Genomic DNA, 24,361 nt, shown 5'->3' with positions numbered 1-24,361 from the left:
CGGGATGTTCGGTGAGCCTCGCGACCTCGCGCAGGATGTCGCCCGGCTCGGCGCCGGCGATCGTCAGCGCGGTGAAGGTCTCGTGGACCCGTTCCGCCGCGCGGAGTTCGTCGACCTGGGCGTCGACGATCAGCCCGTTCACCGCCTCGGTGACCGCCACGAAACGTGTCTCGCGTGAAAGGGTGATCAGCGGGACGCCGTGCCGGTCCGCGGCCTCGACCAGCGCGGGCGGCAGCTTCTCGCTCCAATGCCGGACCAGTTCGACGACGACCCCGGCCACGCCGACGCCCGCGAGGTCGGCGACGTACCGGGCGAGCGCCTGGCCGTCGTCGGGCAGCGCGACCCCGGTGGTGAGCACGAGTTCCCCGCCGCGCAGCAGCGGGGCGATGTCCGCGACCTCGGCGACGTGCGCCCAGCGGACCGGCGCGTCCAGTCCCGCCGCCCCCGCCACCACATGGGGCCTGCCCTGTCGCAGCACCGGCAGCGCGAGCACCTCGGCGACGGTCGGGTACATCGGCCTCCCACCTGGTCGGAACGCAGAGAGACAGACTGTACGGCCGGGACCGGGAGTCCGTACACGTTGCCGATGGCGTCGGTGTGGCGCCCGCAACCAGACTCGACCGGGAGCAGGCACCCGGACCAGGAAGGCGGACCCCGTGACCGACCGGATCAACCACTGGATGGACGGCAAACCGTACGAAGGCGTGAGCGAACGATCCGGTGACGTCTTCGACCCGGCCACCGGCCAGGTGCGGGCGAAGGTCGCGTTCGCGGCGAAGGAAGACGTCGACGCCGCCGTCGAGGCCGCGTCCGTGGCGCTCCCGGGCTGGCGCGGGACGTCGCTGGCAGGACGGACGCGGGTGCTGTTCGCCTTCCGCGAGCTGCTTTCGGCGCGACGTCACGAACTGGCGAAGATCGTCACCAGCGAACACGGCAAGGTCGAATCCGACGCGGCGGGCGAGGTCGCGCGCGCCATCGAGAACGTCGAGTACGCCTGCGGTGCCGCGCAGATGCTCAAGGGCGGGTTCAGCGAGAACGCCTCCACCGGCGTCGACGTCTACTCGATCTCGCAACCGCTCGGCGTGGTCGGCGTGATCTCGCCGTTCAACTTCCCGGCGATGGTCCCGCTGTGGTTCGTGCCGAACGCGCTCGCCTGCGGCAACACCGTCGTGCTCAAGCCGAGTGAGAAGGACCCGTCCGCGGCCGTGTTCATCGCGGAACTGTTCGCCGAGGCGGGCCTGCCCGACGGCGTCCTCAACGTCCTGCACGGGGACAAGGTCGCCGTCGACGGGCTGCTGGAACACCGCGATGTCAAGGCGATCTCGTTCGTCGGGTCGACGCCGATCGCGAAGTACGTCTACGAAACCGGGACCAGGCACGGGAAACGCGTGCAGGCGCTCGGCGGCGCGAAGAACCACATGGTCGTCCTCCCCGACGCCGACCTCGACCTCGCCGCCGACGCGGCCGTCTCCGCCGGCTTCGGCTCGGCGGGGGAGCGGTGCATGGCGGTGTCGGTGGTCGTCGCGGTCGACCCGGTCGGCGACGAACTGGTCGCGAAGATCGCCGAGCGGATCTCGCGGCTGCGCGTCGGCGACGGCAGGCGGCCCGACTCGGAGATGGGCCCGCTCGTCACCGCCGCCCACCACGAACGCGTCGAGTCCTATGTGGAGGCGGGCGTCGAGGCCGGCGCGCGGCTCGTCGTCGACGGCCGCGGCATCGAGGTGGACGGCGAGGACGGCGGTTTCTGGCTCGGCCCGACGCTGTTCGACCACGTCACGCCCGGTATGTCGATCTACACCGACGAGATCTTCGGGCCGGTGCTGGCTGTCGCGCGGGCCGACGGTTACGACGCGGCGCTGGAGTTGATCAACGCCAACGCCTACGGCAACGGGACCGCGATCTTCACCAACGACGGGCGGGCCGCGCGGCGGTTCCAGAACGAGGTCGAGGTCGGGATGGTCGGCGTGAACGTGCCGATCCCGGTGCCGGTCGGCTACTACTCGTTCGGCGGGTGGAAGGACTCGTTGTTCGGGGACAGCCACGCTTACGGGCCGGAGGGGTTCCACTTCTTCACGCGGACGAAGGTCGTCACGTCGCGGTGGCCGGATCCGTCGCAGGGCGGGGTGAACCTCGGGTTCCCGCGCAACAGCTGAGCTTCGGGTCTCGTGAGTGGCAAGGCCGGTTCTGACGGACTCGTCTGTCAGCGGTCGTGACCGGCACGACCTTGATCAACGGAGGATCGGGGACGTTGAGTCTTAGGTATCTACTGGGTTCGGCCACGGTTCGGTCGCAGGCGTGGTCCGTGAAGGCCTCCTTGAGGGACCCAGAGTCCCTCAAGGAGGCCTTCACGGACTCGGCGATCGCCACTTTCGCCCCACAGGCACCAGCAGCCACAGTAGTCACAGCGGCTGCGCGTGAAGGTCCCCTTCCCTCGGCTGAGCCGAGGAAACTCGACCTTCATGTACTTGCAGACGGGTAAGCGCAGGTACCGCATCGGTCGAGTGAGTCGTGAGTGGCGATTCGGGTTAGAGCCGACCGTGTCTTAGATACCTGCTGGGTTCTGGCTGTGGCGGAGCGCGAGTCCGGTCAGTGAAGGCCTCCTTGCCTACCCTGAAGGTAGTGAAGGAGGCCTTCACGGACCGGGGTGATCGTCACTTTCAGCTCAGACGCACCAGCAACCACAGCGGCTGCGCGTGAAGGCCCCCTTCCCACGGCTCAGCCGAGGAAACTCGACCTTCACGGCGGAGCAAGTACATGATGGCCCCCTTCCTCGCGATAGGCGCAAGGAAGGGGGCCATCATGTACTGGCAAGCGGGCAGGAGCGGCGGTGACCCCCCGGTCAGGGTGGTCGTGAGTGGCGATTCGGGTTAGACCCGGCCCACCACTCACGAGGTGGCTCACGGACTGCGGAACGCTCACCTGCCACACTGTCCACAGCGGTGGCGCGTGAAGCACCTTTCCCGGCAGGCGAACAAGCGCCGGTACCGCGGCCTGGCCACTCACGAGGCCCCAAAGACGTCCTTCGGCTCCCCGGGCACTATGCCTTCCGTAAACTCGTTGTGAGGACGAGCCGAGGGAGGTGCAGGTGGCCAACGCGGAAGAGCGCCGCTTCGAAGTGCTGCGCGCGATCGTCGCCGACTACGTGTCGAACCAGGAGCCGGTCGGATCCAAGGCGATCGTCGACCGGCACAACCTCGGTGTGTCCAGCGCCACCGTCCGCAACGACATGGCGGCGCTGGAAGAAGAGGGCTACATCACACAGCCCCACACCAGCGCGGGCCGCATCCCCACCGACAAGGGGTACCGGCTGTTCGTCGACCGGATCGCCGAGGTCAAACCGCTCAGCTCGGCCGAACGCCGGGCCATCACGGCCTTCCTCGACAGCGGCACCGACGTCGACGACGTCCTGCGCCGGTCCGTCCGGCTGCTCGCCCAGCTGACCAGGCAGGTCGCGGTCATCCAGTACCCGATGATGACCAACTCCGCCGTCCGTCACCTGGAAGTGGTGCCGCTCACCCCCGCCCGGCTGATGCTGGTGCTGATCACCGATTCCGGCCGGGTCGACCAGCGCACCGTCGACCTCGGGGACGTCATCACCGAGGAGAACGTCGGCAGGCTGCGCACGGTGCTCAACGGTGCCCTGTCCGGCCGCCGTCTCTCCGAGGCCGCGGCGGCGGTCGCCGAACTGCCCGAGAAGTCGCCGGGCGAGCTGCGCGACAACCTCACCCGTGTCTGTACCGTGCTGGTGGAATCGCTGGTCGAGCACCCGGAAGAGCGGCTGGTGCTCGGCGGCACCGCGAACCTCACCCGCAACGTCTCGGACTTCCCCGGATCGCTGCGGCAGGTGCTGGAGGCGCTCGAGGAGCAGGTCATCGTGCTCAAGCTCCTCGCGGCCGCGCGCAACCCCGGTGCGATCACCGTGCGCATCGGTGAGGAAAATGAGGACGAGCAGATGCGCAGCACCTCGGTGGTGTCCATCGGCTACGGCATGGACGACCTGCTGCTGGGCGGGATGGGCGTCGTCGGGCCCACCAGGATGGACTACCCGAACACCATCGCCGCGGTACGCGCGGTGGCGAACTACGTGGGGCAGATCCTCTCCGGCCGCTGAGCGCGGCGTTGAGGTCTAAGTCAGAAGGAGAAGGCGGAGACGGTGGCGAGGGACTATTACGGCATTCTCGGGGTTGCGAAGAACGCGACGGATCAGGAGATCAAGCGCGCGTACCGCAAGCTGGCCCGTGAACTGCACCCCGACGTCAACCCGTCGGAGGACGCCCAGCATCGCTTCGGCGAGGTGACCACCGCTTACGAGGTGCTGTCGGATCCGCAGAAGCGCAAGGTCGTCGACCTCGGCGGCGACCCGATGGACGGCGGAGCGCGCGGAGGCGGCGGAGACCCGTTCTCGGGCTTCGGCGGCCTCGGCGACATCATGGACGCCTTCTTCGGCGCCGCCGGAGGTGGCGGCGGTCGCAGCCGTGGCCCGCGCAGCCGCGTGCAGCCCGGTTCCGACGCGCTCATCCGCCTCGGCCTCACGCTGGAGGACTGCGCCACCGGTGTCGACCGCGAGATCACCGTCGACACCGCTATCGTCTGCGACCTGTGCCGCGGCGCCGGCGCGGCCGAAGGCACCGGCACCAAGACCTGCGACACCTGCGGCGGCGCCGGCGAGGTCCAGTCCGTGCAGCGGTCCTTCCTCGGCCAGGTCGTCACGGCCCGCCCCTGCCCGGTCTGCCGCGGCTTCGGCGAGGTCATCCCCGACCCCTGCCGCCAGTGCGGCGGCGACGGCCGCGTCCGCGCCCGCCGCAACGTCACCGCCAAGATCCCGCCGGGCGTCGGCGACGGCATGCGCATCCGGCTCTCCGGCCAGGGCGAGGTCGGCCCCGGCGGCGGCCCGGCCGGCGACCTGTACGTCGAGATCGACGAAGCGCCGCACGAGGTGTTCGTCCGCCAGGGCAACGACCTCCACTGCAACTTCCGCATCCCGATGACCACCGCCGCCCTCGGCGCCACGGTGCCCATCGAGACGCTCATCGACGGCGACTACGAACTCGACATCGAACCGGGCACCCAGCCCGCCACCGAACTCGTCCTCACCGCCAAGGGCATGCCGCGACTGCGGTCCTCCGGCCGCGTCGACGGCCGCGGCGACCTGCACGTCCACATCGATGTCGTCGTACCGACCAAACTCGACGACGCCCAGCGCGACCTCCTCGTCGAACTCGCCCAGCAACGCGGCGAAGACGTGCCTTCGCTTTCTTCGAACGGTTCCAAACCCGGCGGGCTGTTCTCCAAGCTGCGCACCAAGAACCACCGGTAACCCGTGCCCGAGACGACACTGCCGGTCTTCCTCACCGACGCGCTGCCCGGCTCCGGGCGCACCACGCTCGACGGCGAGGAAGCCCGGCACGCCGCCACCGTCCGGCGGCTGCGCGTCGGCGAACGCCTCGTGCTTTCCGACGGCGAAGGCGGCATGGCGCGCTGCGTCGTCGAAGCCGTCCAGGCAGGCCGCGACGCGGCACTCACCCTCGCCATCGAAGAACACTGGACCGAGGAACCACCCGCACTGCGCGTCATCGTCGCCCAAGCGCTCGCCAAAGGCGACCGCGGCGAACTCGCCGTCGAACTCGCCACCGAGGCAGGCGCCGACGCCATCGTCCCCTGGCGCGCGGCCCGCAGCGTCGCCCGCTGGGAAGAAGGCACCCGCGGCGAAAAAGCCCTCACCCGCTGGCGCACCACCGCCCGCGCCGCCGCCAAACAAGCCCGCCGCGCCCACGTCCCCGAAGTCGCCGAGCCCGCCACCACCCGCGAACTCGCCGAACTCGCCCAGACCGTTTCCCGCGCCCTCGTCCTCGAATCCGGCATCAGCACCCGCCTCACCGAGATCGAACTCCCCGCACAGGGCGACATCCTCCTCGTCGTCGGCCCCGAAGGCGGCATCACCGACGAAGAACTCACCACCCTCACCGACGCAGGCGCGACCGCCATCCGGTTGGGCCCCACCGTTTTGCGCACCTCCACCGCCGCCGCCGTCGCGCTGGGCGCACTCGGAGTTCTCACCGAACGCTGGAAGTGAAAAAACACCCCACTAATTTGCGGCCGGTTATGGCGCGATCACGCAAACAGCCGTTACTCTCGTTAACTGACGCGCAACACACGGTTTCGGCGCGCCACTGGGGATGAAGCCCAGTCGCGCGCATGAATCCCCGCCGGGCACCTCCCCCCTCGGTCCGGCGGAGCCGCGGCGGCGGTGGAGCGACCCCCAGGCTCCACCGCGCCGCGGCGTCTTCATTTCGGGGGGCTTCGCAATTCGCTTCGCTCTTGCTGCGCCCCGAAATTCGACTGCCGCGGCGCGGTTCCGCGTGTTGACCCGGGGGGCCGAGCCCCCCGGACCCCCCACGGTGCGTCCGGCGGCGGTTGGCAGCCACGCAAGCGAAGCGGAGGCGGCGGAGACCTTCGGTACCGGCATTGGGCCTGGCGGCCCTCGCCTGGTGAGTGCCGGGCGCGTCGTGTGTGTGGGTGACCGGCATGGGGCCTGGCGGCCCTCGCCTGGTGAGTGAGAGGCGAGCCGTGTGTGAGGCTCGCCTGCGTCATCGTGCTTGGGTACCGAACTTGCGTGATTGAAGCCGTGACTCGCGTGCGTGGAGCCGGAACTCGGGTGTGCGGTGTCCGAGCCGTGAGATCCGCCTCTGAGCACGTGAGTTCCGGCTTCAATCACGCGAGATACGGGTCTGATCACGTGAGTTGCGGGTTCAGTCACGCGAGATACGGGTTTGAGCACGTGAGTGCGAAGCAAGGCGAAGCATGAAGCAAGGCGAAGCGTGCGGAGAGCTTCGCGGCCGGCGTAGGGCCTGGCGGCCCTCGCCTGGTGAGAGGGAAGCGTGTTGGGCGGGTAGCTCGCGGCGTAGCGGAGAGTGGGCCGGGTGGGGGATAGGGTGGGGGGATGAGTGACGCGGAGACGTTGTTCGAGCGGATCATCGCGGGCGAGATCCCGTCCGACAAGGTGTACGAGGATGCGACGACGTATGCGTTTCGGGACATAGCGCCGCAGGCGCGGGTGCACGTGCTCGTGGTGCCGAAGAAGCGGTACCGGAACATCGGCGAGCTGGCGGCGGCGGATCCGCGGTTGCTGGCGGATGTCGCGCTCGCGGCGCGCAAGGTCGCGGAGATCGAGGGCATCGCCGAGTCGGGCTACCGGGTGGTGTTCAACACCGACGGCGACGCCGGGCAGACCGTCTTCCACGTGCACGCGCACGTGCTCGGCGGCGAGCAGCTGGGGCATTTCGGACGCTGAAGCGCGCCGCCGGGAGAAACCGGACTGCGTGCCGACACCCGCAACCAGTAACATCGACCTTGTCAGAGTCGTTGAAAATCGCAGCGTAAGCGCAGGAAGTAGGCCCGAGGCCACGTGGCCGGAACCGTACCGGGTGAAGCCGCCCGACCCGACGTTCCCGCGGACGTCACCCCGACGAAGGCCGACGAGGCCGCCGTCACCGAAGCGGCCCAGTCCCGATTCCCCATCCCCGACGCCGCCGCGCTCAGCCTGCTCGGCTCCAGGGACGAAAACCTCCGAGTCGCCGAGGAGCTCCTCGCCGCCGACGTCCACGTCCGGGGCAACGAGGTCACCCTGACCGGCGCTCCCGCGGACGTCGCCTTCGCCGAACGTGTCTTCGCGGAACTCGTGACACTCGCCGGCCGCGGCCAGCAGGTCGACCCGGCCACCGTCCGCCGCACCGTCGGCATGCTCTCCACCGGTGACTCCGAGTCGCCTGCCGAAGTGCTGAGCATGAACATCATCTCCCGGCGCGGCAAGACCATCCGGCCCAAGACGCTCAACCAGAAGCGTTACGTCGACGCCATCGACAAGCACACCATCGTCTTCGGCATCGGCCCCGCCGGTACCGGCAAGACGTACCTCGCCATGGCCAAGGCCGTCCAGGCTCTCCAGGCCAAGCAGGTCACCCGCATCGTGCTGACCCGTCCCGCGGTCGAAGCCGGTGAGCGCCTCGGCTACCTGCCGGGCACGCTCAACGAGAAGATCGACCCGTACCTGCGCCCGCTCTACGACGCGCTGCACGACATGGTCGAGCCCGAGTCGATCCCGCGGCTGATGCAGGCGGGCACCATCGAGATCGCGCCGCTCGCGTACATGCGCGGCCGCACCCTCAACGACGCCTTCATCATCCTCGACGAAGCGCAGAACACGACGCCGGAACAGATGAAGATGTTCCTCACCCGGCTCGGATTCGGCGCCAAGATCGTCGTCACCGGCGACGTCACGCAGGTCGACCTCCCCAACGGCCAGAAGAGCGGCCTGCGGGTGGTCCGGGACATCCTCGAAGGTGTCGAGGACCTGCACTTCGCCCAGCTCACCAGCCAGGACGTGGTGCGGCACAAGCTCGTCGGCGACATCGTCGACGCGTACGAGAAGTGGCAGGCGCTGCAGGACAGCAAGGACCAGAGCAGCGGTTGGAAGGGTCAGCGCCGTTCATGAGCATCGAAATCGCCAATGAAGCAGGCGTGAACGTCGACGAGACCTCGATCGTGTCGGCCGCGCGGTTCGCGCTCGACAAGATGGAGGTCAGCCCGCTCGCCGAGCTGTCCATCCTGCTCGTCACCCTCGAAGTGATGGAGGACCTGCACGAGCGGTGGATGGACCTGCCCGGCCCCACCGATGTGATGGCCTTCCCGATGGACGAGCTCGACTCGTCCCGCCGCCCCGACGCGCCCGACGCCTCACCCGCGCTGCTCGGCGACATCGTGCTGTGCCCGGCGTTCGCGAAGGACCAGGCCAAGACGGCCGGCCACTCGCTGATGGACGAGCTGCACCTGCTCACCACTCACGGGGTGCTGCACCTGCTCGGCTACGACCACGCCGAACCCGCCGAGGAACGCGAGATGTTCGGCTTGCAGAAGCGGATCCTCGGCGAGTTCCAGGCGGCCGTCGCCGCGCACAACAAGCGCGACGCGCAGCGCTCCGCGGACGACAGGCTCCTCGGCACCGCCGGCCTCGACGCCGTGCCCGCCGAAGAACCTCCCGCCTAGGCCCGCGGACATGGGTAGTCCCACGGCCCTGCTGCTCATCGCCATCGCGCTGATCCTGCTCGCCGGGGTGTTCGCGGCCGCCGACGCGGCGGTCAGCACGGTCTCCAAGGCCCGCGCCGACGGTCTCGTCCGGCTCGGCCGCCCCGGCGCGCGCCAGCTGTCCCTGGTCATCGCCGAACGCCGCCGCCACATCAACCTGATCCTGCTGCTGCGGATGACCTGCGAGCTGACCGCCACCGTGCTGGTCACCGTCGACATTCTCGGCTGGATCCGCCCGCTGTGGCTCGCCATCGTCGTCGCCGCGGGCGTGATGGTCGTGGTGAGCTACGTGATCATCGGGGTCGGCCCGCGCACCCTCGGCCGCCAGCACCCGTACCGGATCGGTCTCGTCGTCGCGGGCCCGGTCCGCGTCCTCGGCTCCATCCTCGGCCCGCTCAGCAGGCTGCTGATCGTCCTCGGTAACGCCATCACCCCCGGCCAGGGGTTCCGCGAAGGCCCGTTCACCTCCGAAGTCGAGCTGCGCGAGCTGGTCGACCTCGCCCAGGAACGCGGCGTCGTCGAGGAATCCGAACGCGAGATGATCCACTCGGTGTTCGAGCTCGGCGACACCGTCGCGCGCGAGGTCATGGTGCCGCGCACGGAGATCGTCTGGATCGAGCACGACAAGACCGTCCGCCAGGCGCTCGCGCTGGCCCTGCGCACCGGGTTCACCCGGCTGCCGGTGATCGGCGACTCCGTCGACGACGTCGTGGGCGTCGTCAACATCAAGGACCTCATGCCCGCGTACATGGCCGAGGGCGGGTCACTGCGCCAGGTCGACGAGTTGATGAACCCGGCGAGCTTCGTGCCGGACTCGAAGCGCCTCGACGACCTGCTCAAGGAGATGCAGGTCTCGCACAACCACATGGCCATCGCCGTCGACGAATACGGCGGCACCGCCGGCCTGCTCACCATCGAGGACATCCTCGAAGAGATCGTCGGCGAGATCACCGACGAATCCGACACCGACGAGCGCCCCGAGGTCGAAGAACTCGAAAACGGCGCGGTCCGGGTCTCGTCCCGGCTCTCGATCGACGACCTGGGCGAACTGTTCGGGATCGATCTCGAAGACCACGACGTGGAGACCGTGGGCGGGCTGCTCGCGGAGCGACTGGGTAGGGTCCCGCTGCCGGGGGCCGAAGCCGAGGTCGCCGGACTTCGGCTGTTCGCCGAAGGCGGTAAGGACCGGCGCGGGCGGATGCGGATCACCACGGTGGTCGTCCACCCCGCCGACGCGGACGCGGTGACCGACGCAGCCCAGGGCAGGCGCCGTACCCGGGTCCCGCAGCCCGATGAAAGTGACAGGAGTGTCGAACATGCCTGAGCTGGACGCCGAGGACGAGAAGCTGGTGACCCTGGCCAGGTCCGCGCGAGCCCGCACCCAGGCTGAGGAGGGTGCCGCGCTTCGCGACACCGACGGCCGCACCTACGCGGCGAGCACGGTCGACCAGCCGTCGTTCAAGCTGACCGCGCTCCAGGCCGCCGTCGCCGCCGCCGTTTCGAGCGGGGCCGAGGGAATCGAAGCCGCCGTGGTGGTCACCGGCGAAGGCCTGCTGAAGGAGGCGTCCGTGCACGCGGTGCGCGACATCGCCGAAAAGGCGCCCATTTATCTCGCCGACCCCAGTGGCAAGGTGCTGAACTGATGGCCGAGCCGCACCGTTCCGGTTTCGCCTGTTTCGTCGGACGGCCCAACGCGGGCAAATCGACGCTGACCAACGCGCTCGTCGGCAGCAAGGTGGCGATCACCTCCAGCAAGCCGCAGACCACCCGGCACGCCATCCGCGGCATCGTCCACCGCGACGACGCCCAGCTGGTGATCATCGACACACCGGGCCTGCACCGGCCGAGGACGCTGCTCGGCGAGCGCCTCAACGACATCGTCCACTCGACATGGTCCGAAGTGGACGTTGTCGGGCTTTGCGTGCCCGCCAACGAAAAGGTCGGTCCCGGTGACCGGTTCATCGCCGCCGAGCTCAAGAAGATAGCCAAGCGCACCCCGGTGATCGGTGTCGTCACCAAGACGGATCTCGTGAAACCCGAACAGGTCGCCGAGCAGCTGCTCGCCCTGCAGGAGGTCATGGAGTTCGCCGAGCTCATCCCGGTGTCCGCTGTGGACGGTTTCCAGGTCGGCGCGCTCGCGGACCTGCTGGTGCGTCACCTTCCCGAAGGCCCGCAGCTGTATCCGGGCGGCGAACTCACCGACGAGCCCGAGCAGACCCTGGTCGCCGAGCTGATCCGCGAGGCCGCGCTGGAGGGTGTCCGGGACGAACTCCCGCACTCGATCGCCGTCACCGTCGAGGAAATGCTGCCCCACGAGGGCCGGGACGACATGATCGACGTGCACGCGTTCCTCTATGTGGAACGGCCGAGCCAGAAGGGGATCATCCTCGGGCACAAGGGTGAACGCCTCAAGGACGTCGGCGCCCGCGCCCGGCAGCAGATCGAAGGCCTTCTCGGTTCGAAGGTCTACCTCGACCTTCACATCAAGGTAGCCAAAGAGTGGCAGCGCGACCCCCGTCAGTTGCGACGGCTGGGCTTCTGACTTAACGGAATGTCTCGATTCGGTCGCGGAGACCGATTGACGGTGTGGAACCGGACGGGTGACCTTAGAGTCTCACTCCTCGACTCCGGTGATCGCTGATCGGGCGGCGGCGCGCGGGGCGATTTCCACATCTCATTCGTGAAGGGAAAGCGGTAAATGACCGACAACCAGGGCCTGCCCAACTACTCCGGCGACCCTCAGGGCGGTGGCGCCTCCGGCAACCCCGGCCCGCCGCCCAGCAACAACCTGGTGTGGGCCATCCTCACCACGATCCTGTGCTGCCTGCCCTTCGGCATCGTCTCGATCGTCAAGTCGACCCAGGTGAACTCGCTCTGGGCCCAGGGCCAGACCGCCGCCGCGCAGGAAGCCGCCGACGCGGCCAAGAAGTGGGCCATCATCGCCGCGATCGTCGGCATCGTGGTCAACATCGTCTCGATCATCTTGGTGACGTCTCTCGGTCTCTTCGCGGCCTCGGTGGACGTGAACAACTACCGCTGATCCCGGCGACCGAGGGGGAGACCTCATGACCGACCAGTACCCGAACTACCCGCCTCCCGGCGGGCCACCGCCGCAGCAGCCGTATTACGGCGGCGCGCCGAGCTACGGTCCTCCGCCGGACAACAACCTGGTGTGGGCCATTCTCTGCACGGTGTTGTGCTGCTTGCCGCTGGGTATCGTGGCGATCGTGAAGTCGAGCCAGGTGCAGACGTTGTGGGCACAGGGTTTCCACGCCGAAGCCCAGAAGGCCGCCGACGACGCGAAGAAGTGGTCCATGTGGGGAGCGATCGCCACCGGCGGTCTTTTCCTGCTGTACATCATCTTCATCGTGGTGATGATCCTCATCGGAGCGTCGGCGGGAAGCTTCACGCCGTGACGACGTCCGTCTACACGGGATTCCCGGCGCGCGGGTTCAAAGCACGGGCCCGCGCGCTGGGACCGCCCCTGGCCATCGCCGCCGGTGCGGCGGCGGGCTGCGTCGTCCTCTGGCTCGGCGATCCCACCACCCCGGGCGGGCCGCTTCCGGTCTGTCCCACCAAGGCCGTGCTGGGTATCTCCTGCCCCGGCTGCGGTGGCATGCGCATGGTCTACAGCGCTTTGCACGGGGACATCCCCGCCGCGCTGCACTACAACGCGGTGTCCTTTGTGGTCCTTCTGCTGCTCGTCTGGAGCACCGTCGCCTGGGCGGTCGGCAGGCTGCGCGGCCGGGCGGTGGACAGCTGGCTGCACTGGCGCTGGACGCCGCTCGCTTTCGGCGTCGTGTTCGTCGTCTGGTTCGTCATCCGTAACCTGCCCTTCGCCCCATTCACCTCGCTACACGTCTGAGTGCCGGGCCGGGCCCCGGATCGTCGGTGGCACCGAGTACGCTCCCGCGCACCGGTCTGCTCGGCGTGTACCCATGCCGTACATTCAGCCCGGGTCGCCGACGAGGCCCCGTGCGCGAGGGGCGAGGAACCAGCGAGGGGATTTCGATGACCACTCCCTACGGTCAGCAGCCGCCGGGACAGCAGCCGCCACCCGGATCCGGGCCCCAGCCGGGGGACGGGCAGCAGCAGTCGCCGCAGCCGCAGCAGCCGTTCGGACAGCCGCCATCGGGAGAGCAGCCCTCGCCGTTCGGGCAGCAGCCTCCGCAGGGTGACCAGCCCTCGCCGTTCGGTCAGCAACCCGCGCAGCCGCAAGGTGACCAGTCCTCTCCGTTCGGCCAGCAACCTGTGCAGCCGCAGGGTGACCAGTCTTCTCCGTTCGGTCAGCAGGCGGCCGGTGAGCAGCCCTCGTCGCCGTTCGGTCAGCAACCGCAGCAGCAGTCGCCCTTCGGCCAGCAGCAAGCGCAGCAGCCGTTCGGCGGGCAGCAGCAGTCCCCGTTCGGGCAGCAGCAACAGCAGTCGTCACCGTTCGGCCAGCAGCAGCAGTCACCGTTCGGGCAGCCGGGTCAGCAGTCGCCGTTCGGCCAGACCGCCACCCAGTTCGGTCCGCAGACCGACTACGCCCACTGGGGCCTGCGCGCGGGTGCGACGCTCATCGACTTCGGCCCGATCGTCGTGCTCCCGATCGTCGGCTCCATCATCTCCGCGACGGGTTCGTACACGGTCGGCATGCTCATCGCCGGTCTCGGGTATCTCGCGGGACTCGGCTGGACCGTCTACAACCGGTGGATCACCATGGGCACCACCGGCCAGTCCCTCGGCAAGAAGATCCTGAAGATCAAGCTCGTCCGCGAGAGCGACGGGCAGCCGATCGGCCCGCTGATGGCCTTCGTCCGGGACCTGTGCCACAACCTGGACGGCTGGGTCTGCGGCCTCGGCTACCTCTGGCCACTGTGGGACCAGAAGAAGCAGACGTTCGCCGACAAGATCCTCAGCACCGTCGTCGTCCCGGGCGAAGCCGACGCCACGCCCGCGTCGGCGCCGTTCGGTCAGAACCCGGGCTTCCCGGCGCCGCCTTCGCCGGCGTTCCCGCAGCCGTCCCAGCAGTCTCAGCCATTCGGGCAGCAGCCGCAGCAGCCGTTCGGCGCGCAGCAGCAGTCGCCGTTCGGGCAGCCGCAGCAGCCTCAGCAGCCGCAGGCGTTCGGGCAGCAGCCGTCCCAGCCCTTCGGACAGCAGGCGCAGGGAACCGCGGCGCCTTCCCCGGAGTCCCAGCCCGGACCGGGCTTCGGCGAGCCCGAGCCGACCCAGGTGCTCCGCCCTGGCCAGCCGCAGTCCCAGCAGGCGCCGTCCGGGTTCGACGAAGCCGAGCCGACGCAGAAGATCACACCGGACCAGCTGAGGCAGCAGCCGCCCGGTGGTGCGGATGGGCCGAACGGGCCCGGAACGCCGCAGCAGTAAGGAAAAAACCGGCGGGATCCACCCGCCGGGAAGTACGACAACAGTGGGGACCCCGATGACGAACCCGTACGGCCAGCAGCCCGGCTACGGCCAGCAGCAGCCCTATGGCCAGCAGCCTCAGCCCGGATACGGCCCTCCGTCCGGTGCCACGCCCGCACCGTACGGTCAGCCTTCGGGCGCGACTCCCATGCCGTACGGCCAGCCGGCGCCCTATGGCCAGCCTTCCCCGTATGGCCAGCCCGCGCCGTACGGAGCCCCGGGTGGCATGCCCGGCGGCGGTGACATCAACTCGATCCCCGACTACAAGGGCTGGGCGATCGGCTGCATCTTCCTCTGCTGGATCATCGCGATCTTCGCGATCATGAAGTCCAACGAGGTCAACACGTACAAGATGCAGGGCAACTACGCCGCCGCCATGGACGCGTCGAAGTCGACCAAGACCATGTGCATGATCGCCTCGATCATCGGCGGTGTCGGCTGCCTGTTCTCCATTCTCTGGATCATCCTGGCCGCCGCGACGGCGTTCTAAACCGAAAGAACAACGAGGACCATTCAAATGACCAACCCCTACGGCCAGCAGCAGCCCTACGGACAGCAGCAGCCTGGCTACGGGCCGCCTTCCGGTGGCATGCCCGCTCCCTACGGCCAGCCTGCCCCGTACGGCGCGCCGTCTCCCTACGGTGCGCCGGGCGGCATGCCCGGTGGTGGCGGCGACATCAACGCCATCAAGGACTACAAGGGCTGGGCGATCGGCTGCATCTTCCTCTGCTGGATCATCGCGATCTTCGCGATCATGAAGTCCAACGAGGTCAACACGTACAAGATGCAGGGCAACTACGCCGCCGCCGCGGACGCGTCGAGGTCGACGAGGACCATGTGCATGATCGCTTCGATCATCGGTGGCCTCGGCTGTCTCTTCGCCATCGTGATGATCATCATCTCGATCGTCGCGGCCGCTTCCGTGCCCAGCTGCTACGGCCGCTACTGCTGATTCCGGGGCGCACCACCCCGATGTCGGTCCCGGGTGGGACGATGTCGGGGTGGTGAACCTCTATCGCGACACCGGAGTGGTGTTGCGGACGCACAAGCTGGGTGAGGCGGATCGGATCGTCACCCTGCTCACGCGGCGGCACGGCAAGGTCCGCGCGGTCGCGAAGGGTGTGCGTCGGACGTCATCGCGCTTCGGAGCGCGGTTGGAGCCTTTCGGGCATGTCGACGTCCAGTTCTACACCGGCCGCTCCCTCGACGTGATCACCCAGGTCGAGACGGTCGACGCCTTCGCGCTGCCGCTGGTGGCCGATTACCAGCGCTACACCGCCGCGAGCGCCATCGCCGAAACGGCGGACCGGTTGTCCGCCGAAGAGGGCGAGCCGGTGCTCAAGCTCTACATGCTCGTCGTCGGAGCCCTTCGAGCGCTCGCGGGCGGCGAGCGGGACAGCTCCCTCGTCCTCGACGCCTTCTTCCTGCGGGCCATGGCCTACGCGGGGTGGGCGCCCGCGATCACCGAGTGCGCCCGCTGCGGTTTGCCCGGCCCGCACAAGGCGTTCAGCGTGTCGGCCGGCGGCTCGATGTGCCCGGATTGCCGGGTTCCCGGCTGTGTCCACCCGTCCCAAGAGGTCCTGACCCTGCTCGCGGCGCTGCTGCACGGCGAGTGGCCGGTGGCCGAAGCGTCGCTGCCGGTGCCGCGGCGGGACGCGTCCGGCCTGGTCGCGGCGCATCTGCAGTGGCATCTGGAGCGTCAGCTGCGCTCGCTGCCGCTGGTGGAGAGGCGCGCGCGGGAGACCGCGACTGGAGCGCAGTAGGGTCGCAGGCACAGGTTCACTCGTTCAGGAGGCTCGAAGGTGCTGCGCAGGGGACGCGAGAACAAGGCGTCACAATTCGAACTTCGCGCGCCGGAGCCGCATGAGTCCGGTGCCCGCCCGCCGGAGATCCCCAAGGAACTCCTCCCGAAGCACGTGGCGCTGGTGATGGACGGCAACGGCCGCTGGGCCAACCAGCGCGGGCTGCCGCGGATCGAGGGCCACAAACGCGGTGAAGCGGTGATGATCGACGTCGCCAGCGGTGCCGTGGAACTCGGCGTCAAATGGCTGTCGGTGTACGCGTTCTCCACCGAGAACTGGAAGCGGAGCCCGGAAGAGGTCCGTTTCCTGATGGGCTTCAACCGCGACACCATCCGCCGCCAGGTCGACTACCTCGGCTCGATCGGCGTGCGCATCCGCTGGGCGGGCCGTCGTCCCAAGCTGTGGGCGAGCGTCATCAAGGAACTTCAGGTCGCCGAGGAAAAGACCAAGGACAACACGGCGCTGAACATGACCATGTGCGTCAACTACGGCGGCCGCGCCGAGCTGGGTGACGCCATGCGCCGGATCGCCCAGGACGTCGCCGACGGGAAACTGAACCCCGACAAGGTCACCGAGAAGACCATCGGGAAGTACCTGTACCAGCCCGACATGCCGGACGTGGACCTGTTCCTGCGGCCGTCGGGGGAGCAGCGGACGTCGAACTTCCTGCTCTGGCAGTCGGCCTACGCCGAGATGGTCTACCAGGACACGCTCTTCCCGGACTTCGACCGCACCCACCTGTGGCGGGCCTGCCTCGAGTTCGCGAAACGGGACCGCCGCTTCGGCGGGGCCATCGACAAGGCTTCGGAAGGAACCTCATGACGACCGAAGCGGCGGACACGGCGGCTTTGCTCACCGCGGCGCGAGAAGCCCTTGAGCGCTATCTCGAAGTCCACGTCGACGACGACGGCGCGCTGACCTTCTCGCACGCGGACGTCCCGTGCGTCATCCAGGCGACCCGGCTGGCCGAAGGGCTGACCGTGCTGAGCCTGACCTGCGTCGTCGCCTGGGATCTGCCGGACGACCCGGCGATCGCGGCCTCGGCGGCGGAACGCGCCGGGCAGGGCCTGTTCGGGACGCTCGGTGTCGTGCGTTCGGAGAAGGGGATCGACATCACGCTGAGGTACGCGTTCCCGGCCGAGGGCATGGACCCCTCGCCGCTCGGAACGCTGCTCATGCTGGTCGTGTCGACCGCTTCGCAGCTGCGCTCCGATCTGCTGGGCACCGCCCCCGGGGACTGACCGCCGGGACACAGGGTCACCTGGCATCATCTCGCGCATGGAAACCATTTCCAAGAGCGCGCCGGAGAAGCCGGTCCGGCGGTTCAAGATCACCTCGATCGAGGTGCTCTGCGCGATCCTGCTGATCGCGATCCTCGGGCAGAGCTGGCTCCAGCAGGTGTTCGACGTGCCCGCGCTGCGGACCGGCTCGACGGTGTTCGTCGCCGTCTGCGTCCAGGCGCTGCCGTTCCTGGTGCTCGGGGTGCTGATCAGCGGCGCGATCGCGGCGTTCGTGCCCGCGCGGGTGCTGGAGAAGGTGCTTCCCCGCCGGGCGGGTGCGGCGGTCGGCGTCGCGGGGTTGGCCGGTGTCGCCCTGCCGGGTTGTGAGTGCGCTTCGGTCCCTGTCGCGCGGCGGTTGATCGGCCAGGGTGTCGCGCCCGCGGCCGCGCTGACGTTCCTGCTGGCCGCGCCCGCGGTGAACCCGGTGGTGCTGGTCGCCACGGCGGTGGCGTTCCCCGGCAACCCGGAGATGGTGTTCGCCCGGTTCGCCGGTTCGCTCGCCACGGCGATGGTGATGGGCTGGCTGTGGGCGAAGTGGGGCAAGCTCGACTGGATCGCGGAGCGCGCGCTTCGGCGCATGCCGGATGTCCGGCACGGCTCGCGCTGGAAGACCTTCGCCGAGACAGCGCGGGCGGATCTGGTCGAGGCGGGCGGGTTCCTCGTGCTCGGCGCGATGATCGCGGCCGCGATGAACGTGCTGGTGCCCGCGAAGTGGTTCGGGGTGCTGGGGGAGCAGATCGTGCTCGGGGTGCTGGTGATGGCCGTGCTCGCCGTCGTGCTGGCCCTGTGCAGTGAGGCCGACGCCTTCGTCGCCGCGTCGCTGACCGCGATGCCGCTGCTGCCGAAACTGGTGTTCCTGGTGGTCGGGCCCGCGATCGACGTGAAGCTGTTCGCGTTGCAGACCGGTACCTTCGGCAAAGCGTTCGCGCTGCGGTTCGCGCCGGTGACGTTCGTCGTCGCGCTGTCCTGCGCCGTCGTGTCGGGCGTGCTCATCCTGGGAGGTGGCGCGTGAAACGCGAGACCCAGAACATCCTGCTGATCCTGCTCGGCGGGGCGCTGCTCAAGATCACGATCAACGGCGACTACCTGCGCTACGTCAAACCGGCGCAGCAGCCGTGGATCATCGCCGGTGGCGCGATCATGGTCGCGCTGGGCGCGATCGCGATCGTCCGCGACCTGCTGGCCGCGCGGGCCGCCGCCGTCGTCTCCGGCGACGTCCACGCGCACGAGCACAACACCCGTTCGGCCTGGCTGCTGATGGTGCCGGTGCTGGCCGTCTTCCTGGTCGCACCGCCCGCGCTGGGCGCGGACTCGGTGACCCGGACCGAGGCCAGGGCGCCACAGAGCGCTTCGGCGGGCAACGCGGCCGCGTTCCCGCCCCTGCCCGCGGGTGACGTGGTGCCGCTGGAGGTCAACGACTTCGTCAGCCGGGCGGGCTGGGACAAGAGCGGGACCCTGAACGGGCGCACGGTGCGGCTGTCCGGGTTCGTCGTGCACAACGAGGGCAACACGATGCTGGCCAGGATGGTCATCGGCTGCTGCGCGGCCGACGCCTTCCCGATCACCGTGCGGATGGTGGGCGACGGCGTGTCGGGCTTCGGGAACGACACCTGGCTGGAGGTGACCGGGACCGTCGTGCCGGGGACCGCGGTGCGGGAGAACAGCTACATGCCGGACTTGACGCTCACTTCGGTGCGGCAGGTGCCGGCGCCGAAGGACCCCTACGAGTACTGAGGCGCGGGGTCCGGCGTGCAATGAAGGGGCCTTTCATAGCAAAATTTGCTATGAAAGGCCCCTTCATTGCATGGGGGTGCTGGCCATGACACTCGTCAGTGGTTCGAGCAGGTCCCGACGATCTCCACGGTGTGGCTGATGTCCGAAAACCCGTGCTCGGAAGCGATCTTCTCGGCCCAGCGCTCGACGGCGGGCCCCTCCACCTCGACGGTGCTCCCGCAGAGGCGGCACACCAGGTGATGGTGGTGGTGCGACGAGCAGCGCCGGTAGATGGCCTCGCCGGTGTCGGTGCGCAGGACGTCGATCTCGCCGGCCTCCGAGAGCGATTGCAGCGTCCGGTACACCGTGGTGAGCCCGATGCCGTCGCCGCGTTTGCGCAGCTCGTCGTGCAATTCCTGGGCGGAACGGAAGTCGTCGATCTCCTTGAGCAGCTCGACCACGGCGGCCCGCTGTTTCGTCGACCGGCGTCCCGGCACTGGCGCGGAACTGTTGACCGTCGTCGGACTCATGCTCACTTCCCCTCCTGAACGTGGGCTACGGCGTCCACCACGATATGCGCAAGGTGATCGTCGACCAGCCGGTACACCACCTCGCGGCCGCGTCGCTCACCCTGTACGACACCCGCCGTCTTGAGCACCCGCAGGTGCTGGCTGATCAGCGGCTGCGCGACATCGAGTGTGTCCACCAATTCGTGTACGCACCTGTCCGCGTTACGCAGCTGCAGGACGATGGCGATGCGCACGGGTGCGGCGAGGGCTCTGAGCAGGTCGCCGGCGTCCGCGAGAGCGGCGGCCGAGGCCGACGCGGCGGGTTCGGCCGGGGGACGGGCCGCCGAATGCGGGCCGGGGTCTTCCGTGAAGCCCGGGGCGGCAGAGTCCGGGGTCACCGTAGCCATCGCCGCCTCCAAGTCCATCATGATTTCCGAAGTCATTGCCAGTAACAGTCCAGCCCATCTTAGTGTTCCCGCCCGACGTGGTCTGTTCGCCGACCGGGCGACCACTTGGCGGCCACGTTACTGCTCCATTCGGGTGACTTAGCGAATAAATGACCATTCCACTTCGCATGTTGTCGCCAACGGTGCAAGGTTGTCGCGAGGGTCGAGGGAGGCAGTGGGGAGAAATGACTCGTTTCGTGACGAAGCTGGCCGCCGCCACGGCGGCCGTCGCTTTGGCGTCGATCCCGGGGCTCGCCTCGGCGCAGACGACGCAGGCCGTCGATGAGAAGACCGGTCCCGTGTCGTTCGCGAACGTGGCCTCGGTACGCATCGGGAACCCGGGATCGCTGATCACCGAGACCCAGCGCTCGCCGCTGACGCCCGGCCAGTCCAAACTCTCCCCGGACCGCACCGTCGTCCCCCGTGACGACGGCGAACGGAACACCTTCGGCAAGAAATGGGACATCAACCTGGGCCGCTACGGCGGCCAGAGCCCGTACCCGCCCGGTATCGCCAGCCGCGACCACAACGTGATCGCGGCGTTGCAGCAGACCACCGTCCCGACAGCGGTCGCGGAGAGCAACTACGCCCTGATCGACAACGGACGCGGCGGCGCGAAGCCCGCCGACAACACCGTGCTGGTGCTCGAAGGCGCGAAGAGCGCTGTCGACTGTAGTGCGCCCGGTAAGGCGACGTCGTCGACGAGCGTGGAGAAGGTCTGGGTGCGGGACGAGAAGGGCGCGCTGAAGCCGTCCGGCGCCTCGGGAATCGACGTCAAGGGGCTCAAACTGGGCCCGCCGTCGACCGGTGAGATCGACAAAACGGCCAGCAAGGACAAGACCACCTCCGACCTGACCGTCTCCCGGGTGACCGCCTTCGACCAGCTGATCCGCCAGGACGGCTGGCGCAGCGGCGACGTGACCGCGGTGGCGGGCTGGAAACTGGACATCGTCACGCACGTGCGCGACGAGGCGGGCAAGGACCTGCGCGAGGCCCGCACGACGATCGTGCTCGGCGGCGTGAGCTGCGCGATCCCGAAGAACTTCGTGGCGAAGCCCGCCGGTGGCACCGGACCGGGCGCGGCACCCGAGCAGCCCGCGGTGCCGGGAACGGTCCCCGCGGGCGGTATCCCGCCGCAGGCAGGCGACTCGACGAGGACCGTGGTCGGGCTCGGGCTGCTGGGCGGCGGCATCGTGATCGGCGCCGCGACCATGCTGCTCCTCCGTCGTCGCAAGCCCGTCCCGGTGCGGGAGAAGTAGCGGCCCCGTGCGGACCTGGCTGGCGGGGCTTTCCGCCGTCGTCTCCGCGCTCGCCATCTCCGCGGGCGTGATCGTGCTGACCTGGATCCCGCCGGAACCGTCCGCCCCGACGGCCGAGCCCGCGATCATGCCGGGGGAGGACGGCGCACCCCTGGTGCTGCCCGCCGACGCCGCGAAGCGCGGTCAGCGACCCGGCACGATCCGTCTTCCCGAAGGCGGATCGGCGAAGCTCGTCCGCGCCGAGGTCAACTCCGACGGCACCCTCCCGATCCCGCGCGGGCTCGGAGACGCGGCCTGGTGGGGTGCGCGGCTCGGCGCCGAAGCGGGTACGGCGCTGATCTCCGGGCACGTCAACTGGGGCGGCGTCAAAGGACCGTTCGACGAGCTGTGGCGGATGCGGGAGGGCCAGGAGGTCGCCGTCAGCGACGCGGCGGGCGGGATCTGGGTCTACCGCGTGCGCGAGGTCGTCACCGTGCACAAGAACGACCTGCCCGCGCAGGCGGCGAAGCTGTTCGCGCAGAGCGGTCCGCACCGGCTGGTGCTGGTCACCTGCGGCGGCGATTACCTCGGCGGGACGGACGGCTACCGCGATAACCGGGTCGTAGTCGCGACTCCCGTCTCCGGGCCGCCCGCCTGAAGTCGATGCAACCCCTCTCGGCTCGCGTCGCGTGTCTAGCGACACCGGCCGCTCCGGCGGCTTGACGCGAGCAAGGAGTAATACCCGATGGTGGGACAGTTCGACGACGGCGAGCCGAGCGAGGAGCAGCCGAAGAAGCGCTCCAATCTGGGGTGGATCCTCGCCTCCGCCGCGATCTTCGTGGTGGCGGCCGTGGTCGCCGTCCTGGTATTCACCGGAAAGAATGATTCTGTCGTCGCGGCCGCGCAGGATCAGGTGAACACGTCCGCGGGGCAGACGTCCGGAGAAGCCCCGGTCGAGACGGGACAGGCGCCCGGCACGGTCAAACTCCCCGGTGGCGGCACGGCGAAACTGATCCGCAAGGAACTGACCGCCGACGGGACCCTCCCCATCCCCGAGGGCCTCGACGAAGCCACCTGGTGGGGCGCGAAACTGGGCGCTGAGCAGGGAGCTTCGCTGCTTTCCGGGCATGTGAACTGGAAGGGCAAGAAGGGCCCGTTCGACGAACTGTGGCGGCTCAAGACCGGCCAGGAGGTCGATCTCGTCGACACCGACGGCGGCAAGTGGGTCTACAAGATCAGCGAGATCGTCACCGTGCACAAGACGAAGCTGGCCGAGCAGTCGGAAAAGCTGTTCGGACCGGACGGTCCGCACCGGCTCGTCCTGGTCACCTGCGGTGGCGAGTATGTCGGCGGGACCGACGGTTACGAGGACAACCGCATCGTCACCGCGTCGTTGGTCACCCGCCCCTGAGCCGTCCGACCTCGCCGGAGGCCGCGCGGGGACGGGCAGTTAGGCTTGTCCTTCTAACCCATACCCGTCCCCGCATGCTTCGGAGCGTGGAGTGCCCGCCAACACCATTGAGACCGTCGTCAGCCTGTGCAAGCGTCGAGGCTTCGTTTTCCCGTGTGGAGAGATCTACGGCGGTACCAAGTCGGCGTGGGACTACGGGCCCCTCGGTGTCGAACTCAAGGACAACATCAAGCGCCAGTGGTGGAAGACCGTCGTGCAGAGCCGGGACGACGTCGTCGGCCTCGACTCCTCGGTCATCCTGCCGCGCCAGGTCTGGAGCGCGTCGGGTCACCTCGACGTCTTCACCGACCCGCTGATCGAATGTCTGTCCTGCCACAAGCGTTTCCGCGCCGACCAGCTGGCCGAGGACTTCTCCGCCCGTTCGGGCAAGGAGGTGTCCGAGGACGACCTGTCCGAGGTCCCGTGCCCGAACTGCGGCACCCGCGGGCAGTACACCGCGCCGCGTGACTTCAACATGATGCTGAAGACCTACCTCGGCCCGGTCGAGTCCGAGGAAGGCGTGCACTACCTCCGCCCGGAGACCGCGCAGGGCATCTTCATCAACTTCCTCAACGTGCAGACCGCGGCGCGCAAGAAGCCGCCGTTCGGCATCGGCCAGATCGGCAAGTCGTTCCGGAACGAGATCACGCCGGGCAACTTCATCTTCCGCACGCGCGAGTTCGAGCAGATGGAGATGGAGTTCTTCGTCGAGCCGGGCGAGGACGAGACCTGGCACCAGTACTGGATCGACGCGCGCACCGAGTGGTACAAGGACCTCGGCATCAAGGCGGACAACCTCCGCCTCTACGAGCACCCGAAGGAAAAGCTCTCCCACTACTCGAAGCGCACCGTCGACATCGAGTACCGCTTCGCGTTCAACGCGGGTCAGGAGTGGGGCGAGCTCGAAGGCATCGCGAACCGCACCGACTTCGACCTCACGACGCACTCGAACCACTCCGGCGTCGACCTGTCGTTCTTCGACCAGGCCACGAAGCAGCGGTTCCGCCCGTTCGTCATCGAGCCCGCGGCCGGTGTCGGCCGGTCGATGATGGCGTTCCTGGTCGACGCCTACCACGAGGAAGAGGTGCCGAACGCCAAGGGCAGCACCGACACCCGCGCGGTGCTCAAGCTGGACTACCGGCTCGCGCCGTTCAAGGTCGCCGTCCTCCCGCTGTCCCGCAACGCCGACCTCACGCCGAAGGCGCGCGACGTCGCGGCGGCGCTGCGCAAGCACTGGAACGCCGACTTCGACGACGCCGGCGCGATCGGCCGCCGCTACCGGCGCCAGGACGAGATCGGGACGCCGTACTGCGTCACCGTCGACTTCGACTCGCTCAACGACCACGCGGTGACCGTGCGGGAGCGCGACACCATGGCTCAGGAGCGGGTCGCGATCGACAAGCTGGAGTCTTACCTGGCGGGTCGTCTGATCGGCGCCTGAT

General features: G+C 68.8%; 28 protein-coding genes. 25 read left to right on the top strand and 3 right to left on the bottom strand.

The window, feature by feature from the left end:
• A partial coding sequence (locus CFP71_RS19545; RefSeq protein WP_208635988.1) for a PucR family transcriptional regulator ligand-binding domain-containing protein occupies positions 1-514 on the bottom strand: 514 nt, incomplete at its 3' end.
• A gap of 142 nt (positions 515-656) precedes the next feature.
• Between CFP71_RS19545 and CFP71_RS19540 the strand changes: the two genes are divergently transcribed.
• The 21 genes from CFP71_RS19540 to CFP71_RS19440 all read left to right on the top strand — a co-directional run bounded on the left by CFP71_RS19540 (position 657) and on the right by CFP71_RS19440 (position 19,297).
• Positions 657-2,153 carry a CoA-acylating methylmalonate-semialdehyde dehydrogenase gene (locus tag CFP71_RS19540; protein ID WP_167406190.1) on the top strand — a complete coding sequence of 499 codons (1,497 nt, stop codon included), beginning with the start codon at positions 657-659 and terminating at the stop codon, positions 2,151-2,153.
• Between the two features lie 932 nt (positions 2,154-3,085).
• A complete protein-coding gene (hrcA, locus tag CFP71_RS19535) occupies positions 3,086-4,111 on the top strand; it encodes a heat-inducible transcriptional repressor HrcA (RefSeq protein ID WP_093935310.1) in 1,026 nt (341 codons plus the stop codon).
• A gap of 42 nt (positions 4,112-4,153) precedes the next feature.
• Positions 4,154-5,317 (top strand): molecular chaperone DnaJ, encoded by a 1,164-nt coding sequence (gene dnaJ, locus CFP71_RS19530; RefSeq protein ID WP_093935305.1) that lies wholly within the window; start codon positions 4,154-4,156, stop codon positions 5,315-5,317.
• Between the two features lie 3 nt (positions 5,318-5,320).
• Positions 5,321-6,073 (top strand): 16S rRNA (uracil(1498)-N(3))-methyltransferase, encoded by a 753-nt coding sequence (locus CFP71_RS19525; protein ID WP_093935304.1) that lies wholly within the window; start codon positions 5,321-5,323, stop codon positions 6,071-6,073.
• 867 nt (positions 6,074-6,940) lie between these two features.
• Positions 6,941-7,291 (top strand): histidine triad nucleotide-binding protein, encoded by a 351-nt coding sequence (locus CFP71_RS19520; RefSeq protein ID WP_093935303.1) that lies wholly within the window; start codon positions 6,941-6,943, stop codon positions 7,289-7,291.
• Between the two features lie 114 nt (positions 7,292-7,405).
• Positions 7,406-8,491 (top strand): PhoH family protein, encoded by a 1,086-nt coding sequence (locus CFP71_RS19515; protein ID WP_093935302.1) that lies wholly within the window; start codon positions 7,406-7,408, stop codon positions 8,489-8,491.
• Complete coding sequence (gene ybeY / locus CFP71_RS19510) at positions 8,488-9,042, top strand: rRNA maturation RNase YbeY (protein ID WP_093935301.1); 555 nt, start codon at positions 8,488-8,490, stop codon at positions 9,040-9,042. Before CFP71_RS19515 ends, ybeY begins: the two co-directional genes overlap by 4 nt.
• A gap of 10 nt (positions 9,043-9,052) precedes the next feature.
• A complete protein-coding gene (locus CFP71_RS19505) occupies positions 9,053-10,405 on the top strand; it encodes a hemolysin family protein (RefSeq protein ID WP_093935300.1) in 1,353 nt (450 codons plus the stop codon).
• Entirely contained in the window at positions 10,398-10,724 is a 327-nt protein-coding gene (locus CFP71_RS19500; protein ID WP_093935299.1) for a cytidine deaminase, read from the top strand. Before CFP71_RS19505 ends, CFP71_RS19500 begins: the two co-directional genes overlap by 8 nt.
• Positions 10,724-11,623 (top strand): GTPase Era, encoded by a 900-nt coding sequence (gene era, locus CFP71_RS19495; RefSeq protein WP_005158763.1) that lies wholly within the window; start codon positions 10,724-10,726, stop codon positions 11,621-11,623. Before CFP71_RS19500 ends, era begins: the two co-directional genes overlap by 1 nt.
• 156 nt (positions 11,624-11,779) lie before the next feature.
• A complete protein-coding gene (locus CFP71_RS19490; RefSeq protein ID WP_093935298.1) occupies positions 11,780-12,121 on the top strand; it encodes a CD225/dispanin family protein in 342 nt (113 codons plus the stop codon).
• A 25-nt stretch (positions 12,122-12,146) separates the two neighbouring features.
• The gene (locus CFP71_RS19485; RefSeq protein ID WP_093935297.1) at positions 12,147-12,497 is read left to right on the top strand and encodes a CD225/dispanin family protein; all 351 of its coding nucleotides are present in this window, start codon (positions 12,147-12,149) and stop codon (positions 12,495-12,497) included.
• Positions 12,494-12,946, top strand: a complete 453-nt coding sequence (locus tag CFP71_RS19480) for a DUF2752 domain-containing protein (RefSeq protein ID WP_093935296.1) — start codon at positions 12,494-12,496, stop codon at positions 12,944-12,946. The genes CFP71_RS19485 and CFP71_RS19480 overlap by 4 nt, the downstream gene beginning before the upstream one ends.
• A gap of 146 nt (positions 12,947-13,092) precedes the next feature.
• Positions 13,093-14,442 (top strand): RDD family protein, encoded by a 1,350-nt coding sequence (locus CFP71_RS19475; protein WP_093935295.1) that lies wholly within the window; start codon positions 13,093-13,095, stop codon positions 14,440-14,442.
• A 55-nt stretch (positions 14,443-14,497) separates the two neighbouring features.
• Entirely contained in the window at positions 14,498-14,971 is a 474-nt protein-coding gene (locus CFP71_RS19470) for a CD225/dispanin family protein (RefSeq protein WP_093935294.1), read from the top strand.
• 27 nt (positions 14,972-14,998) lie between these two features.
• On the top strand, positions 14,999-15,433 hold the full coding sequence (locus CFP71_RS19465; protein WP_093935293.1) for a CD225/dispanin family protein: 435 nt from the start codon (positions 14,999-15,001) through the stop codon (positions 15,431-15,433).
• A 49-nt stretch (positions 15,434-15,482) separates the two neighbouring features.
• Positions 15,483-16,244, top strand: coding sequence for a DNA repair protein RecO (recO, locus tag CFP71_RS19460; protein WP_093935292.1), 762 nt, complete (start codon positions 15,483-15,485; stop codon positions 16,242-16,244).
• Between the two features lie 39 nt (positions 16,245-16,283).
• On the top strand, positions 16,284-17,105 hold the full coding sequence (locus CFP71_RS19455) for an isoprenyl transferase (protein ID WP_093935291.1): 822 nt from the start codon (positions 16,284-16,286) through the stop codon (positions 17,103-17,105).
• Positions 17,102-17,524 (top strand): hypothetical protein, encoded by a 423-nt coding sequence (locus CFP71_RS19450; protein WP_093935290.1) that lies wholly within the window; start codon positions 17,102-17,104, stop codon positions 17,522-17,524. The genes CFP71_RS19455 and CFP71_RS19450 overlap by 4 nt, the downstream gene beginning before the upstream one ends.
• A gap of 37 nt (positions 17,525-17,561) precedes the next feature.
• Positions 17,562-18,575, top strand: a complete 1,014-nt coding sequence (locus CFP71_RS19445) for a permease (protein ID WP_093935289.1) — start codon at positions 17,562-17,564, stop codon at positions 18,573-18,575.
• Positions 18,572-19,297, top strand: coding sequence for a TIGR03943 family putative permease subunit (locus tag CFP71_RS19440; protein WP_093935288.1), 726 nt, complete (start codon positions 18,572-18,574; stop codon positions 19,295-19,297). The genes CFP71_RS19445 and CFP71_RS19440 overlap by 4 nt, the downstream gene beginning before the upstream one ends.
• 95 nt (positions 19,298-19,392) lie before the next feature.
• On the opposite strand, the gene CFP71_RS19435 is transcribed toward CFP71_RS19440, so the two are convergent.
• Both CFP71_RS19435 and CFP71_RS19430 read right to left on the bottom strand, forming a co-directional pair.
• Positions 19,393-19,806 carry a Fur family transcriptional regulator gene (locus CFP71_RS19435; protein ID WP_093935287.1) on the bottom strand — a complete coding sequence of 138 codons (414 nt, stop codon included), beginning with the start codon at positions 19,804-19,806 and terminating at the stop codon, positions 19,393-19,395.
• Between the two features lie 2 nt (positions 19,807-19,808).
• The gene (locus CFP71_RS19430) at positions 19,809-20,192 is read right to left on the bottom strand and encodes an ArsR/SmtB family transcription factor (RefSeq protein WP_093935309.1); all 384 of its coding nucleotides are present in this window, start codon (positions 20,190-20,192) and stop codon (positions 19,809-19,811) included.
• Positions 20,193-20,416: 224 nt separating this feature from the next.
• Here CFP71_RS19430 and CFP71_RS19425 point away from each other — a divergent pair, with 224 nt between their 5' ends.
• The 4 genes from CFP71_RS19425 to CFP71_RS19410 all read left to right on the top strand — a co-directional run bounded on the left by CFP71_RS19425 (position 20,417) and on the right by CFP71_RS19410 (position 24,360).
• Positions 20,417-21,490, top strand: a complete 1,074-nt coding sequence (locus CFP71_RS19425; protein WP_093935286.1) for a hypothetical protein — start codon at positions 20,417-20,419, stop codon at positions 21,488-21,490.
• A 7-nt stretch (positions 21,491-21,497) separates the two neighbouring features.
• Positions 21,498-22,127 carry a class F sortase gene (locus CFP71_RS19420; protein ID WP_093935285.1) on the top strand — a complete coding sequence of 210 codons (630 nt, stop codon included), beginning with the start codon at positions 21,498-21,500 and terminating at the stop codon, positions 22,125-22,127.
• Between the two features lie 87 nt (positions 22,128-22,214).
• Complete coding sequence (locus CFP71_RS19415) at positions 22,215-22,880, top strand: class F sortase (RefSeq protein ID WP_093935284.1); 666 nt, start codon at positions 22,215-22,217, stop codon at positions 22,878-22,880.
• A gap of 91 nt (positions 22,881-22,971) precedes the next feature.
• Entirely contained in the window at positions 22,972-24,360 is a 1,389-nt protein-coding gene (locus CFP71_RS19410) for a glycine--tRNA ligase (RefSeq protein ID WP_093935283.1), read from the top strand.
• Position 24,361: the final 1 nt, after the last annotated feature.

It is taken from the genome of Amycolatopsis thailandensis (assembly GCF_002234405.1).
GTDB lineage: Bacteria > Actinomycetota > Actinomycetes > Mycobacteriales > Pseudonocardiaceae > Amycolatopsis > Amycolatopsis thailandensis.
Note: the sequence above shows the minus strand (reverse complement) of the source record. Positions and strands in the feature narration are given on the sequence as shown.

Excerpts from the sequence above, each read along its gene's own strand:
- CFP71_RS19520 (WP_093935303.1), top strand. The coding sequence starts at position 6,941 with ATGAGTGACGCGGAGACGTTGTTCGAGCGGATCATCGCGGGCGAGATC.
- ybeY (WP_093935301.1), top strand. The coding sequence starts at position 8,488 with ATGAGCATCGAAATCGCCAATGAAGCAGGCGTGAACGTCGACGAGACC.
- CFP71_RS19505 (WP_093935300.1), top strand. The coding sequence starts at position 9,053 with ATGGGTAGTCCCACGGCCCTGCTGCTCATCGCCATCGCGCTGATCCTG.
- CFP71_RS19500 (WP_093935299.1), top strand. The coding sequence starts at position 10,398 with ATGCCTGAGCTGGACGCCGAGGACGAGAAGCTGGTGACCCTGGCCAGG.
- era (WP_005158763.1), top strand. The coding sequence starts at position 10,724 with ATGGCCGAGCCGCACCGTTCCGGTTTCGCCTGTTTCGTCGGACGGCCC.
- CFP71_RS19490 (WP_093935298.1), top strand. The coding sequence starts at position 11,780 with ATGACCGACAACCAGGGCCTGCCCAACTACTCCGGCGACCCTCAGGGC.
- CFP71_RS19485 (WP_093935297.1), top strand. The coding sequence starts at position 12,147 with ATGACCGACCAGTACCCGAACTACCCGCCTCCCGGCGGGCCACCGCCG.
- CFP71_RS19475 (WP_093935295.1), top strand. The coding sequence starts at position 13,093 with ATGACCACTCCCTACGGTCAGCAGCCGCCGGGACAGCAGCCGCCACCC.
- CFP71_RS19470 (WP_093935294.1), top strand. The coding sequence starts at position 14,498 with ATGACGAACCCGTACGGCCAGCAGCCCGGCTACGGCCAGCAGCAGCCC.
- CFP71_RS19465 (WP_093935293.1), top strand. The coding sequence starts at position 14,999 with ATGACCAACCCCTACGGCCAGCAGCAGCCCTACGGACAGCAGCAGCCT.
- CFP71_RS19450 (WP_093935290.1), top strand. The coding sequence starts at position 17,102 with ATGACGACCGAAGCGGCGGACACGGCGGCTTTGCTCACCGCGGCGCGA.
- CFP71_RS19445 (WP_093935289.1), top strand. The coding sequence starts at position 17,562 with ATGGAAACCATTTCCAAGAGCGCGCCGGAGAAGCCGGTCCGGCGGTTC.
- CFP71_RS19435 (WP_093935287.1), bottom strand. The coding sequence starts at position 19,806 with ATGAGTCCGACGACGGTCAACAGTTCCGCGCCAGTGCCGGGACGCCGG.
- CFP71_RS19430 (WP_093935309.1), bottom strand. The coding sequence starts at position 20,192 with ATGGCTACGGTGACCCCGGACTCTGCCGCCCCGGGCTTCACGGAAGAC.
- CFP71_RS19425 (WP_093935286.1), top strand. The coding sequence starts at position 20,417 with ATGACTCGTTTCGTGACGAAGCTGGCCGCCGCCACGGCGGCCGTCGCT.
- CFP71_RS19415 (WP_093935284.1), top strand. The coding sequence starts at position 22,215 with ATGGTGGGACAGTTCGACGACGGCGAGCCGAGCGAGGAGCAGCCGAAG.